Origin of the sequence: Mycobacterium sp. TY814, assembly GCF_030755175.1 — a bacterium.
Classification (GTDB): domain Bacteria; phylum Actinomycetota; class Actinomycetes; order Mycobacteriales; family Mycobacteriaceae; genus Mycobacterium.
The window spans coordinates 1161706-1178519 of record NZ_JAUFRY010000002.1 but is presented as its reverse complement, the minus strand read 5'-3'; the positions used below and the strand labels follow the sequence as shown (position 1 = coordinate 1178519).

At 67.4% G+C, this 16814-nt stretch carries 13 protein-coding genes and 2 pseudogenes; 6 read left to right on the top strand and 9 right to left on the bottom strand.

The genetic code is table 11. From position 1 onward, the window contains the following. The first annotated feature begins 77 nt into the window (after positions 1-77). Complete coding sequence (locus QXH22_RS18815) at positions 78-1880, top strand: long-chain fatty acid--CoA ligase (protein WP_306276611.1); 1803 nt, start codon at positions 78-80, stop codon at positions 1878-1880. 23 nt (positions 1881-1903) lie between these two features. Here the strand turns inward: QXH22_RS18815 and pimB are convergent, their stop codons facing one another. The 4 genes from pimB to QXH22_RS18795 form a co-directional block, all read right to left on the bottom strand. Further along, on the bottom strand, positions 1904-3049 hold the full coding sequence (gene pimB / locus QXH22_RS18810) for a GDP-mannose-dependent alpha-(1-6)-phosphatidylinositol monomannoside mannosyltransferase (RefSeq protein ID WP_306240025.1): 1146 nt from the start codon (positions 3047-3049) through the stop codon (positions 1904-1906). Positions 3050-3329: 280 nt separating this feature from the next. Further along, positions 3330-4052, bottom strand: a complete 723-nt coding sequence (locus QXH22_RS18805; RefSeq protein WP_306276610.1) for a hypothetical protein — start codon at positions 4050-4052, stop codon at positions 3330-3332. Between the two features lie 134 nt (positions 4053-4186). Continuing rightward, positions 4187-5341 carry a peptidoglycan hydrolase RipC gene (ripC, locus tag QXH22_RS18800; RefSeq protein ID WP_306276609.1) on the bottom strand — a complete coding sequence of 385 codons (1155 nt, stop codon included), beginning with the start codon at positions 5339-5341 and terminating at the stop codon, positions 4187-4189. 174 nt (positions 5342-5515) lie between these two features. Beyond that, positions 5516-5779, bottom strand: a complete 264-nt coding sequence (locus tag QXH22_RS18795) for a hypothetical protein (RefSeq protein ID WP_306240022.1) — start codon at positions 5777-5779, stop codon at positions 5516-5518. Between the two features lie 110 nt (positions 5780-5889). Here QXH22_RS18795 and QXH22_RS18790 point away from each other — a divergent pair. Then, positions 5890-7776: pseudogene (locus QXH22_RS18790) on the top strand (DEDD exonuclease domain-containing protein); the annotation flags it as partial. Here the strand turns inward: QXH22_RS18790 and trpD are convergent. Beyond that, the gene (gene trpD, locus QXH22_RS18785; RefSeq protein ID WP_306276924.1) at positions 7714-8799 is read right to left on the bottom strand and encodes an anthranilate phosphoribosyltransferase; all 1086 of its coding nucleotides are present in this window, start codon (positions 8797-8799) and stop codon (positions 7714-7716) included. The pseudogene QXH22_RS18790 and the gene trpD sit on opposite strands and share 63 nt — an antisense overlap. A gap of 129 nt (positions 8800-8928) precedes the next feature. Here trpD and QXH22_RS18780 point away from each other — a divergent pair, with 129 nt between their 5' ends. From QXH22_RS18780 to QXH22_RS18765, 4 genes and pseudogenes are all read left to right on the top strand, one after another. Further along, a complete protein-coding gene (locus tag QXH22_RS18780; protein WP_306240021.1) occupies positions 8929-9540 on the top strand; it encodes a heme-copper oxidase subunit III in 612 nt (203 codons plus the stop codon). A 40-nt stretch (positions 9541-9580) separates the two neighbouring features. Continuing rightward, entirely contained in the window at positions 9581-10423 is an 843-nt protein-coding gene (locus QXH22_RS18775) for a c-type cytochrome (protein WP_306240020.1), read from the top strand. Beyond that, positions 10420-11646: a ubiquinol-cytochrome c reductase iron-sulfur subunit gene (locus QXH22_RS18770; protein WP_306240019.1), complete on the top strand. Its 1227-nt coding sequence runs from the start codon at positions 10420-10422 to the stop codon at positions 11644-11646. Before QXH22_RS18775 ends, QXH22_RS18770 begins: the two co-directional genes overlap by 4 nt. Then, positions 11643-13338: pseudogene (locus QXH22_RS18765) on the top strand (cytochrome bc complex cytochrome b subunit). The gene QXH22_RS18770 and the pseudogene QXH22_RS18765 overlap by 4 nt, the downstream one beginning before the upstream one ends. A gap of 276 nt (positions 13339-13614) precedes the next feature. Here the strand turns inward: QXH22_RS18765 and QXH22_RS18760 are convergent. The 4 genes from QXH22_RS18760 to QXH22_RS18745 form a co-directional block, all read right to left on the bottom strand. Continuing rightward, positions 13615-14256 carry a DUF2561 family protein gene (locus tag QXH22_RS18760; protein WP_306276608.1) on the bottom strand — a complete coding sequence of 214 codons (642 nt, stop codon included), beginning with the start codon at positions 14254-14256 and terminating at the stop codon, positions 13615-13617. After that, the gene (locus QXH22_RS18755) at positions 14256-15206 is read right to left on the bottom strand and encodes an MmpS family transport accessory protein (RefSeq protein ID WP_306240016.1); all 951 of its coding nucleotides are present in this window, start codon (positions 15204-15206) and stop codon (positions 14256-14258) included. The genes QXH22_RS18760 and QXH22_RS18755 overlap by 1 nt, the downstream gene beginning before the upstream one ends. A gap of 172 nt (positions 15207-15378) precedes the next feature. Then, positions 15379-15798 (bottom strand): cytochrome c oxidase subunit 4, encoded by a 420-nt coding sequence (locus tag QXH22_RS18750; protein WP_306240015.1) that lies wholly within the window; start codon positions 15796-15798, stop codon positions 15379-15381. Positions 15799-15806: 8 nt separating this feature from the next. Continuing rightward, on the bottom strand, positions 15807-16802 hold the full coding sequence (locus QXH22_RS18745) for a cytochrome c oxidase subunit II (RefSeq protein ID WP_306240014.1): 996 nt from the start codon (positions 16800-16802) through the stop codon (positions 15807-15809). Positions 16803-16814 lie beyond the last annotated feature (12 nt).

Genomic DNA, 16814 nt, shown 5'->3' with positions numbered 1-16814 from the left:
GCGAATGTCCCCGATAGGCTGGGCATCAGCAAGTCGCCGGCGACCAGCGCCCCCCGAGGTCAAGCGAGGTAATGAGAGTGCGTCAGTACAGTGTCCCCGCCCGCTTTTCCGTCTACGACCACGACAACGTCGCGGCCGTGGTGTACGAGCACGAGCGCAACGATCCCGACTACGTGATCTACCGGCGCCAGGTGGACGGGGCCTGGACGGACGTCACCTGCGCCGAGGCCGCTGAACAAATCCGTTCGGCGGCACTGGGTTTGATCTCGATGGGCGTGGAAGCCGGCGACCGCGTCTCGATTTTCTCCGCCACCTGCTACGAATGGGCGATCCTGGATCTGGCGATTCTGTCGGTGGGTGCGGTGACCGTGCCGATCTACGAGACGTCGTCGGCCGAGCAGGTGCGCTGGGTGCTGCAGGACTCCGAAGCGGTGCTGGCGTTCGCCGAGACTGATGCGCACGCGGCGATCGTCACCGAGCTCACCGGCGAACTGCCGGCCTTGCGCCGGGTGCTGCACATCAACGGTTCGGGCCCCAAGGCGCTGGACCAGTTGGTGGAGGCTGGCGCCACGGTCGACGCGGCCGAACTGACAGCGCGGCAGCAGGCTCTGCAGGCCGACGACCCGGCGACGCTCATCTACACCTCGGGCACCACGGGACGTCCCAAGGGCTGCCAGTTGACCCATTCGAATCTGCTCCACGAGATCCGCGGCACCGGTGAGTGTCTGCCGACGCTGTTGTGCGAGGGCCAACGACTGCTGGTTTTCCTGCCGCTGGCCCACGTGCTGGCCCGGGCGCTGACCTTGGCGGCCTTCACCAGCAAAGTGACGGTCGGATTCACCAGCGACATCAAGAACCTGCTGCCGTTGCTGGCCGAGTTCAAGCCGACGGTGGTGGTGTCTGTTCCGCGAGTGTTTGAGAAGGTCTACAACACCGCCGAGCAGAACGCCGCCAATGACGGCAAAGGCCCGATCTTCAAGGCAGCCGCGCAGACGGCGGTTGACTGGAGCCGCGCGCAGGACAGCGGCAAGCCCGGAATAGTGTTGCGCGCCAAGCACGCACTGTTCGACCGGCTGGTCTACGGAAAATTGCGCGCGGCGCTGGGCGGTGAATGCCACTCCGCGGTCTCCGGTGGGGCACCGCTGGGCGCGCGGCTGGGACACTTCTACCGCGGCGTGGGGGTGACGATCTACGAGGGGTATGGGCTCACCGAGACCAGTGCGGCGATCACCGTGAACCAGATCAACGCCCTCAAGATCGGCACCGTGGGCAAACTGGTGCCGGGGAACAGCCTGCGCATCGCCGAAGACAAGGAACTGCTGGTGCGCGGCGGCGTGGTGTTCACCGGCTACTGGCGCAACGAGCAGGCCACCGCCGAAGCGTTCACCGACGGCTGGTTCCGCACCGGCGATCTCGGCGCCGTCGACGAAGACGGATTCGTCAGTATCACCGGCCGCAAAAAGGAGCTGATCGTCACCGCCGGTGGCAAGAACGTCGCCCCGGCGGTGCTCGAAGATCAGCTGCGGGCCCACCCGCTGATCAGCCAGGCGATGGTCGTCGGGGATGCCAAACCGTTCATCGGCGCGCTGATCACCATCGACCCCGAGGCGTTCGAAGGCTGGAAGCACCATCACCACAAGGCCGCGGCGGCGAGCGTCGGCGATCTGGCCACCGACCCGGATCTGGTCGCCGAGGTGGATGCGGCGGTCAAGCAGGCCAATCAGCAGGTCTCCCACGCCGAGTCGATCCGCAAGTTCCGCATCCTGCCCGTCGACTTCACCGAGGACACCGGTGAACTGACGCCGACGATGAAGGTCAAGCGCAACGTGGTCGCCGAGAAGTTCGCCTCCGACATCGAGGCCATCTACTCGAAGGACTGACCTGTCGTCACGCCGGCCTCCGGTTAGCCACCCTCCAGCAGCGTCTCCAGCCGGGTGGCCAGCGTGTCCCAGCGCCACTGCGTTCGCACCCACTCGCGGCCGGCGGCGCCCATCGCGGCCGCGCGATCGCGATCGGTCAGCAGTTCGGTGACGGCCTCGCCGATCTCGTCGAGGGAGTGGCCGTCGATCACCAGCCCGGTTTTGTTGTGCTGCACGGCTTCCGGAGCCCCACCCGAATCACCGGCCACCACCGGGACTCCCGTCGCCGAGGCTTCCAGGAAGACGATGCCCAGACCCTCGACGTCCATGCCGGCGCCACGAGTGCGGCACGGCATGGCGAAGACGTCGGCCATGGCGTGGTGGGCGGGTAGTTCGTCACCGGGTACGCCGCCGGTGAAGGTGACGTGGTCTTCGACCTCGCAGTCGCGCGCCAGGGTGCGCAACGTCTCGAGGTAGGGGCCGCCGCCGACGATGACCAGCGCTGCGCCGTCAACGCGCCGGCGAATCGCCGGCAGGGCTTTGATCAGCATGTCCTGGCCTTTGCGGGGTACCAGACGGGAGAGACAGACCACCGTGGGCCGCTCGCCGAGGCGGTAGCGCTGACGCAGTTCGGCGCGGGCGGCCGGATCAGGGCGGAAGCGGTCGCTGTCCACGCCAGGGGGCAGGTATTCCAGGGCGGCTTTGGGCCCGAACGCCGGCGCGAACCTCGACCGGGTGTAGCGGCTGACGAAGGTGACGACGTCGGTGTGATCGCCGATGCTGCGTAGCACCGACCGTGCGACCGGCAGCATCGACCACCCGACTTCGTGGCCGTGGGTGCTGGCCAGCACTCGTGTGGCGCCGGCCTGCCGGGCGCGGGGAGCCAGCAAGGCCAGTGGGGCGGCCGCGCCGAACCAGACGGTGTCGATGTGATTCTCCGCGATCAACCGGCGCATCCGGGTATCGACGGTCGGGACCGGCAGCATCAGCGTGGTGGGATGGCGCACCACGTGGTAGCCGGCTGAGGCCGCGGCATCGTCAAAAGCCTCGGCGCCCTTCCACTTTGGTGCGTATACCGTGATGCTGTGCGATCCGGAGTCGACCAGCCGGTCGACAAACTCGCCGAGGTAGGACTGGATGCCTCCGCGCCGCGGAGGAAAGTCGTTGGTTACCAGCAGGACCCGGCTCACACGGTGAGGTTAGCGGGCGACGAGGCGCGCCGCGGGTAGCGGCGCGTCAGGAGCCGCGTCAACAGACCCAGCGGGCGACGAGGCGCGCCGCGGGTAGCGGCGCGGTGAGGAGCCGCGTCAACAGACCCAGCGGGCGACGAGGCGCGCCGCGGGTAGCGGCGCGTCAGGAGCCGCGTCAACAGACCCAGCGGGTGACAAGGCGCGCCGCGGGTAGCGGCGCGGTGAGGAGCCGCGTCAACAGACCCAGCGGGCGACGAGGCGCGCCGCGGGTAGCGGCGCGTCAGGCGTGGTTGCTCATCCACCGCTGCCAGCCCGGCAGCAGACCGGCGACGTCGATGCCCAGCGCCCGATGGACGGCACCAGCCAGGTCGGAATGCCCCACACCACACGCGTCCACGTAGAGTTCGCGCAGCTTCGCCGGACCGTACGTATCGGCGACGAACCGAGTGAACCACCATGCCCGGTCGTAGGCCAGCGAGCGTTGCGGCCCGGGGATGTCCAGGTCGTCGTCCGTCGGCAATGCCGGCATCGTGGCCGCGGCCTCAGCGGGAGGCGGCGTCTGCGGCCGGGCAACGTAATCGGCCACGCCCTCGGTGAGCCAACGTGGTGCGTCCAGAGCCGTGTCCACTCGGGCCGCGTAGTGAAAAAGTTCGTGGCTCAGCACTATTCGGAGCGCTCCGGCACTCATCTGCGACGCACCGGGAGCCAGCAGGATCCGGGCGCCGACCATTGTCCGGGCCACCGGGTTCACCTGGTCGACAACCGTCACCGCTGCGATATCTGCCCACTGCGAGGCCGGCCCGCCGCCTGCGGCCTGCTGAAACCGCTCGTCTGCCCCAGTGGCCACCACCACGATGTCGCGGGTCCAGTCCGGCCCCCAGAACCCGACGACCGCATCGACGGCACCGCCGAGATCGGCTGCGACGCGGGACAGCAGCCGGTCGGACTCCACGTCACCCGGGCTGACCAGTCGCACCACGCGATCGCGGACCAGTGATGTCATCGGGGCGGGTGTCGGGTGCGCAACCGCACGCGCCGGTGGACTCTGGCGTGCCGGCAGTAGGACCGCAGCGATCAGCTCGGCGGTGAAGACACTCGCCAGGAGCAGTTGGAGCCAACGCCGCCCGGGTGGGACCGTCAGTAGCGGCGTGCGTCGTAGATGGGGCCGGAGGAGTCCATCGGCACCACCCGAACCGGCTGGCCAAAGGTGGACGAGTGGACCATCATGCCGTCACCCACGTAGATGCCGGCGTGTGAGGCGTCGGAGTAGAAGGTCAGCACGTCGCCGGGCTGCAGGTCAGACAGCGACACCGGCTGACCACCGTGCGCCAGGGCCTGACTGGAGTGCGGCAGCGAGATGCCCGCCTGCTGGAACGCCCACATCACCAGGCCCGAGCAGTCGAATCCGCCAGGAGCCGCACCACCCCACACGTAGGGGCTGCCGATCTGAGTCAACGCTGCCTGCACGACCACGGCACGGTCTCCGCTGCCACCGCCACCCGTGAAGGGCACGTTGGACGCCCCACCCGGAGCGGGTGTCTCACCGGGGACGCCTTCGGGCGGCGCGCCCGGCGGCAGGGCGTCGGGAGCGGGCGCACCGGGCCCGCGGTCCGGCACTCGATCGGGGGCCGGCCCGGGGTTGGCCAGCGCAGTGCGCTGGTCCGGGGTCAACGCCTGGTACTGCGATTTGACGACAGCAATCTGCACCTGCAGCTGACTCTGCTTGTGCTGCAAGTTCGCCCGCACCGCCGCGGCCTGCTCTGCCGCGGCCTTCGCGTCGGCAGCGGACTTGGCGGACGCCTGCTCCGCTTTCACGGCCTCTTCGCCGGCGGCCTTGAAACTGGCCATCTGCGAAGACATTTGACCCGCCATCACGCGCTGGATGGTCAGGCCGTCGATCAGCGACTGCGGCGACCCGGCGGTCAGGATGGCGTCCAGACCGTCGGTGCGGCCACCCATGTACGTGGCGGCGGCCGCCTTGTTGACGGCTCCCTGGAAGTTGGCCAGGCGCGCTCTCGCGGCTTCCAACTTGGCCTGGTCGTCGGTCAGCTTGCGCTCCGCTGCCTGCTGGGCGGCGAGCTTTTCGTTCAGATCGAGCTGAGCGCTGTGCATAGCCTCGGTGGTCTGCTCAGCCTGACGGGACAGCTCGTTGAGTTTCGCCAACGCGTCATCGGCGGGATCGGCCAGCGCGCCGGCGGCCGTGATGCCCGAGAACACGATGAAGCTCGCGAACGAACCGATGGCGAACCGCTTGATTACACGCGCGATCGAATGCCTACAGTCGAGCCTCAAGATTTGCTTCCTTAAACTGCCATCGGCGTAAATTCGCCGAGCTGGTTTAGGTCTCAAACAGGTTACGAAACGATATCGACGTTTGTCCAAAGGGGGGAGTTAAGAAATTGGGAAGATTTATGTCATTTCTATGTGAGACAGGGTTTCTGGTCGTCGCCGACCCTACACGATCGGTCACGCCACTCCTTTAGGCGACACAGCGCGGTCGCGGCGGATCGGAACCAAGCGCAACCGCGGCGCCAACCCGGCCTCGGCCAGCGTCTCTAGCGCGACTTGTTCGTCGTACGAAAGGGTTTCAGGTACCCCGAGCAGAACGCTCACCACACACTCACGACATCCGGGGCCTCGCACCGCACAGTCGTCACAATCGATGACCACCGGCTCCCCCGGCCTGGCCGCGGCGCCACCGGTCCATTCGGTCCCGCTGCTGTGTGCCATCTGGGCGGTCCTCTCGCTAGTGCTTAAGCTCCTCATTCCAACTGCACCGCACCGTAACGGCGGGCACCGACAACATCGCCCGGCGTGGGAATCAGCGGGTGTCGGTGGGGATGCCTAACGTCACCGCCATGGGTGCGACCGGCGGAACTCAACTCAGCTTCACCGGGCTGGTCACCCCCGACGAAATGCCGCTGCGCGAGACCACGTTCGTCGTCGTCGACCTCGAAACCACGGGCGGACGCGCCAACGGCCGGGACGGTGCCACCCCTGATGCGATCACCGAGATCGGCGCGGTCAAGGTGTGTGGTGGCGCGGTCCTGGGTGAATTCGCCACCCTGGTGGACCCGCAGCGCAGCATCCCCCCACAAATCGTCCGCCTGACCGGCATCACCACGGCAATGGTGTGTGACGCCCCCACCATCGAGACCGTCCTGCCGATGTTCCTCGAGTTCGCCGGCGACTCGGTGCTGGTGGCCCACAATGCCGGTTTCGACGTCGGCTTCCTGCGTGCCGCGACCGAGCGATGCGAGCTGCGCTGGCCGCGACCCAAGGTCCTGTGCACGGTCCGGCTGGCGCGCCGGGTGCTGAGCCGGGAAGAGGCTCCCAGCGTGCGATTAGCCGAGCTGGCGCGCATCTTCGCGGTGGCGACCCAGCCCACCCACCGTGCCCTCGACGACGCGCGGGCCACCGTCGACGTGCTGCACGCCCTCATCGAGCGAGTGGGTAATCAGGGCATCCACACCTACGCCGACCTGCGCTCGTACCTGCCGGATGTCACTGCCGCCCAGCGCCGCAAGCGTGTCCTCGCCGACGGCCTGCCGCGCCGGCCGGGCGTCTACCTGTTCCGCGGCCCGGCCGGCGAGGTGCTCTATGTCGGTACGGCAGTCGACCTGCGGCGCCGGGTCAGTCAGTACTTCAACGGCAGCGACCCGCGTGGGCGGATGAAGGAGATGGTCGCCCTCGCCGGCGGGGTGGACCATGTGGAATGCGCCCACGCGCTGGAAGCGGGCGTGCGTGAACTACGCCTGCTGGCAGCCCATGCCCCGCCGTACAACCGTCGCTCGAAGTTCCCGCACCGCTGGTGGTGGGTGGTGCTCACGGACGAGGCGTTCCCCCGCTTCTCGGTCATCCGCAATCCGCGCCACGAGCGCGCGATCGGGCCGTTCCGGTCGCGCACCGACGCGGCGGACACCGCCGCGCTGCTGGCCAGGTTCACCGGCGTGCGCACGTGCACGAAACGGCTGGGACGTGCCGCGCTGCACGGTCCGGTGTGTCCGGAGGTCGAGCTCGCACCCTGCCCTGCCGCCCGCGACGTCGCGGCCGAGCAGTACTCCGAGGCGACGCGGCGCGCCCAGGCGTTGATCGACGGATCGGACAACTCTGCGCTGTCCGCTGCCGTCGACCAGGTGGCGGTGCTGGCCAGGCGTCACCACTATGAGAGCGCGGCCCGGCTGCGCGACCACATCGCCACCGCCGTCGAGGCGTTGTGGCGCGGGCAGCGCCTGCGGGCGCTGGCGGCGCTGCCCGAGTTGATTGCCGCGGCGCCCGACGGCGCGGGCGGCTATCAGTTCGCCGTGGTCCGTCACGGCCAACTCGCGGCCGCGGGCAGCGCCGCGAGAGGAGTTCCGCCGATGCCGGTGGTGGACGCCATTCGGGCCGGCGCTCAGACGATCCTGCCGACACAGACCCCGCTGGGCGGCGCGCTGGTCGAGGAGACGGCGCTCATCGCGCGGTGGTTGGCGGCTCCGGGGGTGCGCCTTGTGCGGGTGACCGGCGCCGGCGACGCGGGTTGGGCCTCGCCGCTGGGCGCGGCGGGCGCATGGTCCGCCTGGGCCGCCACCGCGCGCTCGGCGCGGCTGGCGGATCGCCAGGCACCGGGTTCGATGGAGCCGCCCTTCGGCCCCGACGGGCGTCGTCGCGGAGCGCAAGCCGACTCAGAGCTGCTGGCTGAACCGCACCCATCGCGCGAGCAGCTCTTCGGCCGCCCCGCTGTCGATCGCGGCCGCGGCCCGGCCCAGCCCGTCCTCCCACGCAGGCAACCATTCAGCGCGGCTGGATAGCCCCGCATGCGCGACAAGTGCACCCGCGGCGTTGAGCACCACCGCGTCGCGCACCGGCCCCCGGGCGCCGGCCAGCACGGCGCGCACTTCGGCGGCATTGGCCTGAGCGTCGCCGCCGCGCAACTCCTCGAGCTCGGCACGGGCGAACCCGAAGCCCGCGGGGTCGAATTTGAGCTTGTCCACGGTGCCGGCCTGGACCCGCCAGATGGTGCTCGTCGTCGTGGTGGTGAGTTCGTCGAGGCCGTCGTCGCCGTGCACCACCAACACGCTGGACCGGCGAGCAGCAAACACCCCGGCCATGACCTCGGCGAGCTCCGCGAACGCGCAACCGATCAAGCCGGCCCGCGGTTTCGCCGGATTCGTCAGCGGCCCAAGCAGATTGAACACCGTGGGCACCCCGATCTCCCGGCGCACCGTGGACGTATGCCGGTAGGACGGATGGAACTGCGGCGCGAAGCAAAACCCGATACCCAATTCGGCGAGGCTGCGCGCGACCTCTTCGGGCCCCAAATCGATGCGGACCCCGAGCGCCTCGAGCGTGTCGGCGCCGCCCGACAACGATGATGCCGCCCGGTTGCCGTGCTTGACCACCGGCACACCGGCCGCCGCCACCACGATCGACGCCATGGTGGACAGATTGACCGTATTCACGCCGTCGCCGCCGGTACCGACGACGTCGACCGCGTCGTCAGGGATGGCTCCGGCCGGCATGGGACGGGCATGGTCGAGCATCACACCGGCCAGTTCGCTGACCTCATCGGACGTGGGGCCCTTCATCTTCATCGCCACGGCGAACGCCGCGATCTGTGCCGGCTGGGCGGCGCCACTCATGATCTGATCCATCGCCCAACCGGCCTGACCCCGCAGCAGGTTCTGCCGGTCCGTCAGGCGCCCGAGCACCCGCGGCCACGACGGCGCGGCGGACGAACAAGCCTCAGACGACGCAGCCACGTCGCCGATGGTCCCACGAGAATTCCACCGCTCCCAACAGGGCGCCCCGGGACCGCCAGACCGCCCGCGCGACACGAAATCTCAGAAATTTGTGACCCGGGTAGTCTTCGACAACTACAAAGCGTCATACTTGCGGATGTGACGAGTGCTGTAGGGACCTCGGGTACTGCGATTACGTCGCGAGTCCATTCGCTGAACCGGCCCAACATGGTCAGTGTTGGCACCATAGTGTGGCTTTCCAGCGAACTAATGTTCTTTGCTGGCCTGTTCGCGTTCTACTTCACGGCGCGAGCGCAGGCCGGCGGGAACTGGCCGCCGCCGCCGACCGAGCTGAATCTGTATCAGGCCGTACCGGTGACGCTGGTGCTGATCGCGTCGTCGTTCACCTGCCAGATGGGCGTGTTCGCGGCCGAACGCGGCGACGTTTTCGGCCTGCGCCGCTGGTATGTGATCACCTTCCTGATGGGGCTGTTCTTCATCTGCGGCCAGGCGTACGAGTACGTCCACCTGGTGACGCACGGGACGACCATCCCCAGCAGCGCCTACGGCAGCGTGTTCTATCTCGCCACCGGATTCCACGGCCTGCACGTCACCGGCGGTCTGATTGCCTTCATCTTCCTGCTGATCCGCACCACGATGAGCAAGTTCACCCCGGCACAGGCCACCGCCAGCATCGTCGTCTCGTACTACTGGCACTTCGTCGACATCGTGTGGATCGCGTTGTTCGCCGTGATCTATTTCATCCGATGAGCCCGCGGCTCCGAATACACCAATGAACAGGAGTGCTCGGTTGAAGAAAATGCGGTTCACCCGGTCCGGCACCGGCCTCAGCGGCCGGTCCCGGCGGCGTCTGCACCGTCGGCTCACCGGCGGGCTGTTGCTGCTGATTGCGCTCACCATCGCCGGTGGATTGGCAGCCGTCCTGACACCGACGCCGCAGGTCGCGGTCGCCGACGAGTCGGGTTCGGCCTTGCTGCGGACCGGCAAGCAGCTCTTTGACACCTCGTGCGTGTCCTGCCACGGTGCCAACCTGCAGGGTGTGCCCGACCACGGGCCCAGCCTGATCGGCGTCGGCGAGGCGGCCGTGTACTTCCAGGTGTCTAGCGGCCGGATGCCCGCCATGCGCGGCGAGGCCCAGGCACCACGCAAGGAACCGATTTACGACGAGGCGCAGATCGACGCCCTCGGCGCCTACGTGCAGGCCAATGGAGGCGGCCCCACCGTGGTGCGCAACCCCGACGGAAGCCTTGCCATGCAGTCGCTGCGCGGCACCGACCTGGGCCGCGGCGGCGACCTGTTCCGGCTGAACTGCGCCTCGTGCCACAACTTCACCGGTAAGGGCGGGGCGCTGTCGTCAGGCAAGTACGCGCCCGACCTGGGTGAGGCCAACGAGCAGCAGATTCTCACGGCGATGCTGACCGGTCCGCAGAACATGCCGAAGTTCTCCGACCGCCAGCTGTCCTTCGAGTCGAAGAAGGACATCATCGCCTACGTGCGGACCGCCGCCGAGGAACGCTCTCCGGGCGGCTACGGACTGGGTGGATTCGGACCTGCGCCCGAGGGCATGGCGGCATGGATCATCGGCATGGTCTCCGCCATCGGGCTGGCACTGTGGATTGGGGCGCGCTCATGAGCGACGAGTCTGAGGTGACACAGACAGCGAAGACCGGTTCGGACACCGACACCAGCACACACGCGGGCCGCACGGAGCCCGACGACGCAGCGCTGGCCCGCATGTCCAACGACGAACTGCTGGCGCTCGGCAGCGAGATGGACGGCGTCCAGATCGTCTACAAGGAGCCTCGCTGGCCGGTCGAGGGCACCAAGGCCGAGAAGCGCGCCGCGCGCGGAGTCGCCACCTGGCTGTTGCTGGGCGGCGTGTTCGGGTTGGCTCTGCTGCTGGTCTTCCTGTTCTGGCCGTGGGAGTACAAGCCCACCGGCAGTTCGGGCAACTTCCTGTACTCGCTGGCCACGCCGCTGTACGGCTTCACGTTCGGGATGTCGATCCTCTCGATCGCCATCGGCGCGGTGCTGCTGCAGAAACGCTTTATCCCCGAAGAGATCACGATCCAGGACCGCCACGACGGCGCCTCCCGTGAGATCGACCGCAAGACCGTGGTGGCCAACCTGACCGACGCCTACGAGGGTTCCACGGTCGGACGCCGCAAGCTGATCGGCGCGTCCCTGGGAATCGGCCTGGGCGCGTTCGGCCTGGGCACCCTGGTCGCGTTTGCCGGTGGCCTGATCAAGAACCCGTGGAAGCCGGTCGTTCCCACCGCTGAGGGCATGAAGGCGGTGCTGTGGACGTCGGGGTGGACTCCCCGCTACAAGGGCGAGACGATCTACCTCGCTCGTGCCACCGGCGCCCACGACGGACCTCCCTACGTGAAGATGCGCCCCGAGGACATGGACGCCGGCGGCATGGAGACGGTCTTCCCGTGGCGGGAGTCCGACGGCGACGGCACCACTGTCGAGTCACACGAGAAGTTATCCGCGATCTCGCTGGGCGTCCGCAATCCCGTCATGCTCATCCGCATCAAGCCCACCGACGTCGACCGCGTGGTCAAGCGTCAGGGGCAGGAGAGCTTCAACTTCGGTGAGTTCTTCGCCTACACCAAGGTGTGCTCGCACCTGGGCTGCCCTGCATCGCTGTACGAGCAGCAGTCCTACCGAATTCTGTGCCCGTGTCACCAGTCGCAGTTCGACGCATTGCACTTCGCCAAGCCGATCTTCGGCCCGGCGGCCCGTGCGTTGGCTCAGCTGCCCATCACAATCGACTCCGACGGGTATTTCGTCGCCAACGGTGACTTCATCGAACCCGTGGGACCGGCATTCTGGGAGCGCACAACAACATGAGTCCAAAATTGAGTCCCCCGAAAATCGGCGACGTCCTGGCCCGCCAGGGCAACGACATCGACTCCCGTTACCACCCGTCTGCGGCGGTGCGCCGTCAGCTGAACAAGGTGTTCCCAACCCACTGGTCGTTCCTGCTGGGTGAGATCGCGCTGTACAGCTTCATCGTGCTGCTGATCACCGGCGTGTACCTGACGTTGTTCTTCGACCCGTCGATGGCCGAAGTCACCTACAACGGCGTGTACCAGCCGCTGCGCGGCGTCGAGATGTCGCGGGCCTACGAGACGGCGCTGAACATCTCCTTCGAAGTCCGGGGCGGTCTGTTCGTCCGGCAGATCCACCACTGGGCGGCGCTGATGTTCTCGGCGTCGATCATGGTGCACCTGGCACGCATCTTCTTCACTGGCGCGTTCCGGCGGCCCCGCGAGGCCAACTGGGTGATCGGGTCGCTGCTGCTGATCCTGTCGATGTTCGAGGGCTACTTCGGCTACTCCCTGCCTGACGACCTGCTCTCCGGCATCGGCCTGCGCGCGGCGCTGTCCTCGATCACGCTGGGCATGCCGATCATCGGCAACCTGGCTGCACTGGGCGCTGTTCGGCGGCGACTTCCCGGGCACCATCCTGATCCCGCGACTCTACGCGCTGCACATTCTGCTGATCCCGGGCATCATCCTGGCTCTGATCGGCGCACACATGGCGTTGGTGTGGTTCCAGAAGCACACCCAGTTCCCCGGACCGGGCCGCACCGAGCACAACGTGGTCGGCGTGCGCGTGATGCCGACCTTCGCGGTGAAGTCCGGCGCGTTCTTCGCCTGCATCGTCGGCGTGCTGGGCCTGATGGGCGGGCTGCTGCAGATCAACCCCATCTGGAATCTGGGCCCGTACAAGCCATCTCAGGTCTCCGCAGGCTCGCAGCCGGACTTCTACATGATGTGGACGGAAGGCCTGGCCCGTATCTGGCCGCCATGGGAGTTCTACTTCTGGCACCACACCATCCCGGCTGTCGTGTGGGTCGCGATCATCATGGGCCTGGTGTTCGGCCTGCTGGTCATCTACCCGTTCCTAGAGAAGCGGTTCACCAAGGACTACGCACACCACAACCTGCTGGTGCGGCCGCGGGACGCACCGGTGCGCACCGCAATCGGCTCCATGGCGATCGCCTTCTACATGGTGCTGACGCTGTGCGCGATGAACGACATCATCGCGTTCAAGTTCCACATCTCGCTGAATGCGACGACGTGGATCGGCCGCATCGGCATGGTGATCCTGCCGCCGCTGGTCTACTTCATCGCCTACCGGTGGGCGGTGGGGCTGCAGCGCAGCGACCGTTCGGTGCTCGAGCACGGTGTCGAGACGGGCATCATCAAGCGCCTGCCGCACGGTGCCTACATCGAGCTGCACCAGCCGCTGGGTCCGGTCGACGACCACGGCCACCCGCTTCCGCTGGAATACCAGGGCGCCGCCCTGCCCAAGAAGATGAACAAGTTGGGCTCGGCCGGCTCACCGGGTAGCGGCAGCTTCCTGTTCGCGGACCCGGCCTCGGAGGATGCAGCACTGCGCGAGGCGGGCCACACCGCCGAGGTCCGTGCCCTCACCGCGCTGCGCGAGCACCAGGAAGGCCCGAACGGGTCCTCCAACGGCTCTAACGGCGCCTCCAACGGTTCCAACGGTTCCACCAATGGAGGCCACCACTAAGGGCCCCCAGCAAGGCAATGAGCCGCCGTCCCCGACTACCGGGGGCGGCGGCTCGCTTTTATCTCTCTGTTCTTGTCTCTCTGGGCATTCGGCGCTTCCGGTGTGCGCGTAGCGCGGCCTTCCGGTGTGACAATCCCGCCTTCAGTGCACACCCAAAGCAGTCGATGCACACTCGAACAACGGTGGTCGGCGCCGGCGCATCGAGGACGCACCAAAGGCCGACAGAACCGACTAACAGAACCGATAGAACAGACGGACAGAAACGAGGAGCGAAACTCAGTGCGCGACCTGGCGACGGAGTTGGCGCACGTAGAGGATCTCGATCGCCGGCAGACCCGCCGCGATCACGCCCGCGAATCCGTAGCAGACCCAGGCTGCGCCGTCATGCCCGGCAGCCATCAGATAGGTCGCCACAGCGACGGCAACCAGCGATGTCCCGATCGCGGTGGTCAGCGCCAGCGTGCCGCGGAGCCAGATGCGGTCCACCACCTCGCCGGACCAATGGTCAACGGCGCCATAGGCTTTGACGGGCTCACGGCGCGCCGGCTCGATCGGGATGCGAGCCCCTGAACGTCCCGCCTGTTTGGACGATCTGATGGCACCGCCCTGCAGGGCACGGGAGCGCACCACCGGTTCGGCCTGCGTCATCCGGCGGGCCCGCAACAACACCGGGATCGCACCGGCGATGATCAGGGCCGAGACGACGATCACGGCATACAGCACCCAGGTGGTGTGTGGGGTGCGCGCCATTTTATGAAAACCCCGGCCCAGGTCCGCCAAAGCAACGGCGGCCGCGACGCTGACGCCTACCAGCACCAGCCAGATCGCGGCGCAAGCGCCGATCATGACGCGGTCGATGATGCTGGGATTGACGACCGGGTCCGGCCCCCGCCGGTACGCCGAATACCTGCCGACCATCAGCAGCTCGTCTGCGGTGAGTCGTTGGTGTTGGAGGACAACACCGTTCCGTCACTGGTGATGATCGAGCAGTTGAGTCTGCTGACGCGGAAGAGGCTGGACGCCTCCACCGAACCCACGTCCGACTGCGAGATCGGAGTCACAGTCATCGACCACGGGATATACACGTTGTGCTGCGTCCGCCGCCGCCCTGAGGCGTCGACATAGGTGACGGAGATGATGTCACCGGGGGCTTTGGTGCCGGTCACCGAGTAGGTGACCTGCCGCGGACCCGCCGGCGTCGTGGTCGCCGGGGGCGGGGCCGCCGCAGTGGTGCTGCTCGCGGGCGGCGGCGCGGCGGTGGTTGACGGCGGCGGTGGTGGTGGCGGCGGGGGCGTCACGGTTACTGTCTGCGTCTCCGTTGCAGTGGGGGTTTCCGGCGGTGGCGGTGGCGGTGGGGGCTCAGAGGACGGGGGCGGTGGAGGCTCGGACGAGGGCGGCGGCTTGGTGGTGGTGATCTGGTCCTGCACCGGGGGCGCCGAGGAGGTGGTGGTCGCCGGGTTGGCCAATTGGCTGGTGCCGGTGCGGGTCACCAACAGCGACACCGCGACCACCAGCGATATTGCCGCCAGAATCGCCGCCACCCCGACCACCCACGGCCAGCGCGGGGATCGATCGTCGTCCCGGTCGGCCTCGTCGTAGCTGTCGTAGTCGTACAACGCCAGGTCGCCGGGCATGTAAGAGCTGCTGAACAATTCGGACTCGGGCGCTGAGTAGGCCCGGGAGTAGGCATCGGTCTCCCCTGCGGGCTCCACCTCCCCGCCGTCGAGCGGCCCCAGTACGTCGCCATGGCCGAACGCATCGACATCGGCATCCGCGTCGGCTGACTCGCCAGGAACGTCGGGTTCGGCAGGCTCGCCGGCAACGTCGGGTTCGTCAGGATCCCGTCCCGGCGGATTCGGCCCGCTCATGTCTGCCTACCCTGTCCAACTGCCCAGCCAGCGCGCGGGGCTCCGCGGCTGCGTCGGTGCACTCCGTGAAATCGTGCCCCGGCAAACCCTACCGAACGGGCCGGTGCACAGGTCGCACGCCAAACTACCCACCGGTCAACTGGTGACCAGATTGTGACCTTTGCGGATGGAATCAGTGTTTTTCGGGTCCCACGTAGTACTCGAAGACCAGCCCGGCCGCCGACGACAAGATGAAAACGACGCCCGCGACGATCAGCCACGGCAGCCACAGAGCGATACCGACTGCGGCCACCGAGCCGGACAGCGCGACCATGATGGGCCACCAGCTGTGCGGGCTGAAGAACCCCAATTCGCCTGCCCCGTCGCTGATTTCGGCGCCTTCGTAGTCCTCGGGCCGGGTGTCGAGACGGCGTGCCACGAACCGGAAGAAGGTGGCCACGATCAGCGCCAATCCCCCGGTCAGCGCCAGGGCCGTGGTGCCGGCCCACTCGACACCGCCGTTCGCGAAGATCGCGGTGAGCACCGCGTACAACACGGTCACCAAGACGAAGAACGCGGCGATGAACTCGAACAACCTGGCTTCGATGTGCATGAGTTGTCCTAACCTCTTGGGCTCGGGGCCAATTCGCCGCGGCGGGTGTCGAACGGATGGGTGGTGACCGCCAGCGGGGGCTGGTTGATCGCCTGCAGCGCTTCGGCATTGGTCTTGCCGGCGATGCGCTGTTGCAGGAAGGCCACGAAGTCGTTGGGCTCCACGACCCGCACTTCGAAGTTCATCATCGCGTGGTAGGTGCCGCACAGCTCGGCGCAGTGGCCGACGAATGCGCCGGTCTGGGTGATCTCTTCGACCTGGAAGCGGTTCTCCGAGTGGTTCGCCTCGGGGTTCGGTATCACGTCACGCTTGAACAGGAACTCCGGCACCCACCAGTCGTGGATCACGTCGGCCGAGGCCATCTGGAACTCGATGCGCTTGTGAGCGGGCAACACCAGGACCGGGATCTCGGTGCTGGTGCCCAGAATCTCGACCTTGTCGAAGTTGAGGTAGGTCCGGTCCTCGGTGTTGAGTCCGCGGACGGGTCCGACGAGTTCCTCACCGTGGCGGTCCTTGCCCTCCGGCTTGGAGGTCATCGCCTTCTTCTTGGCCTCGTCGGCGCCCTCGTAGTTGAACGTGTTGTCCTTGAAGGCCACCCGCTGGTAGCCGAACTTCCAGTTCCACTGGAACGACGTGATGTCGATGACAACTTCGGGATCCTTGGCCAGGTGCGTCATCTTCTCCTGCACCACGACCGTGAAGTAGAACAGCACCGAGATGATCAGGAACGGAGTGACGGTCAGCACCAGCTCGAGCGGCATGTTGTAGCCGAACTGCCGCGGGAACTCGTCGTCGCCCTTCTTCTTCCGGTGGAAGGTGCAGGCCCAGAAGATCAGGGCCCACACGATGACGCCGACGACCAGCGAGGCGATGACCGCGCCGATCCACAACTGCCGGTTGAGGTGGCCTTCGTGGGTGATGCCCTTCGGCCAGCCCAGTGCCAGCGCGTCCTCCCACGAGCATCCGCTGAGGGTGACGGCCAGCACGCCCAGCGTCACGACCATCGCGATCGGGCG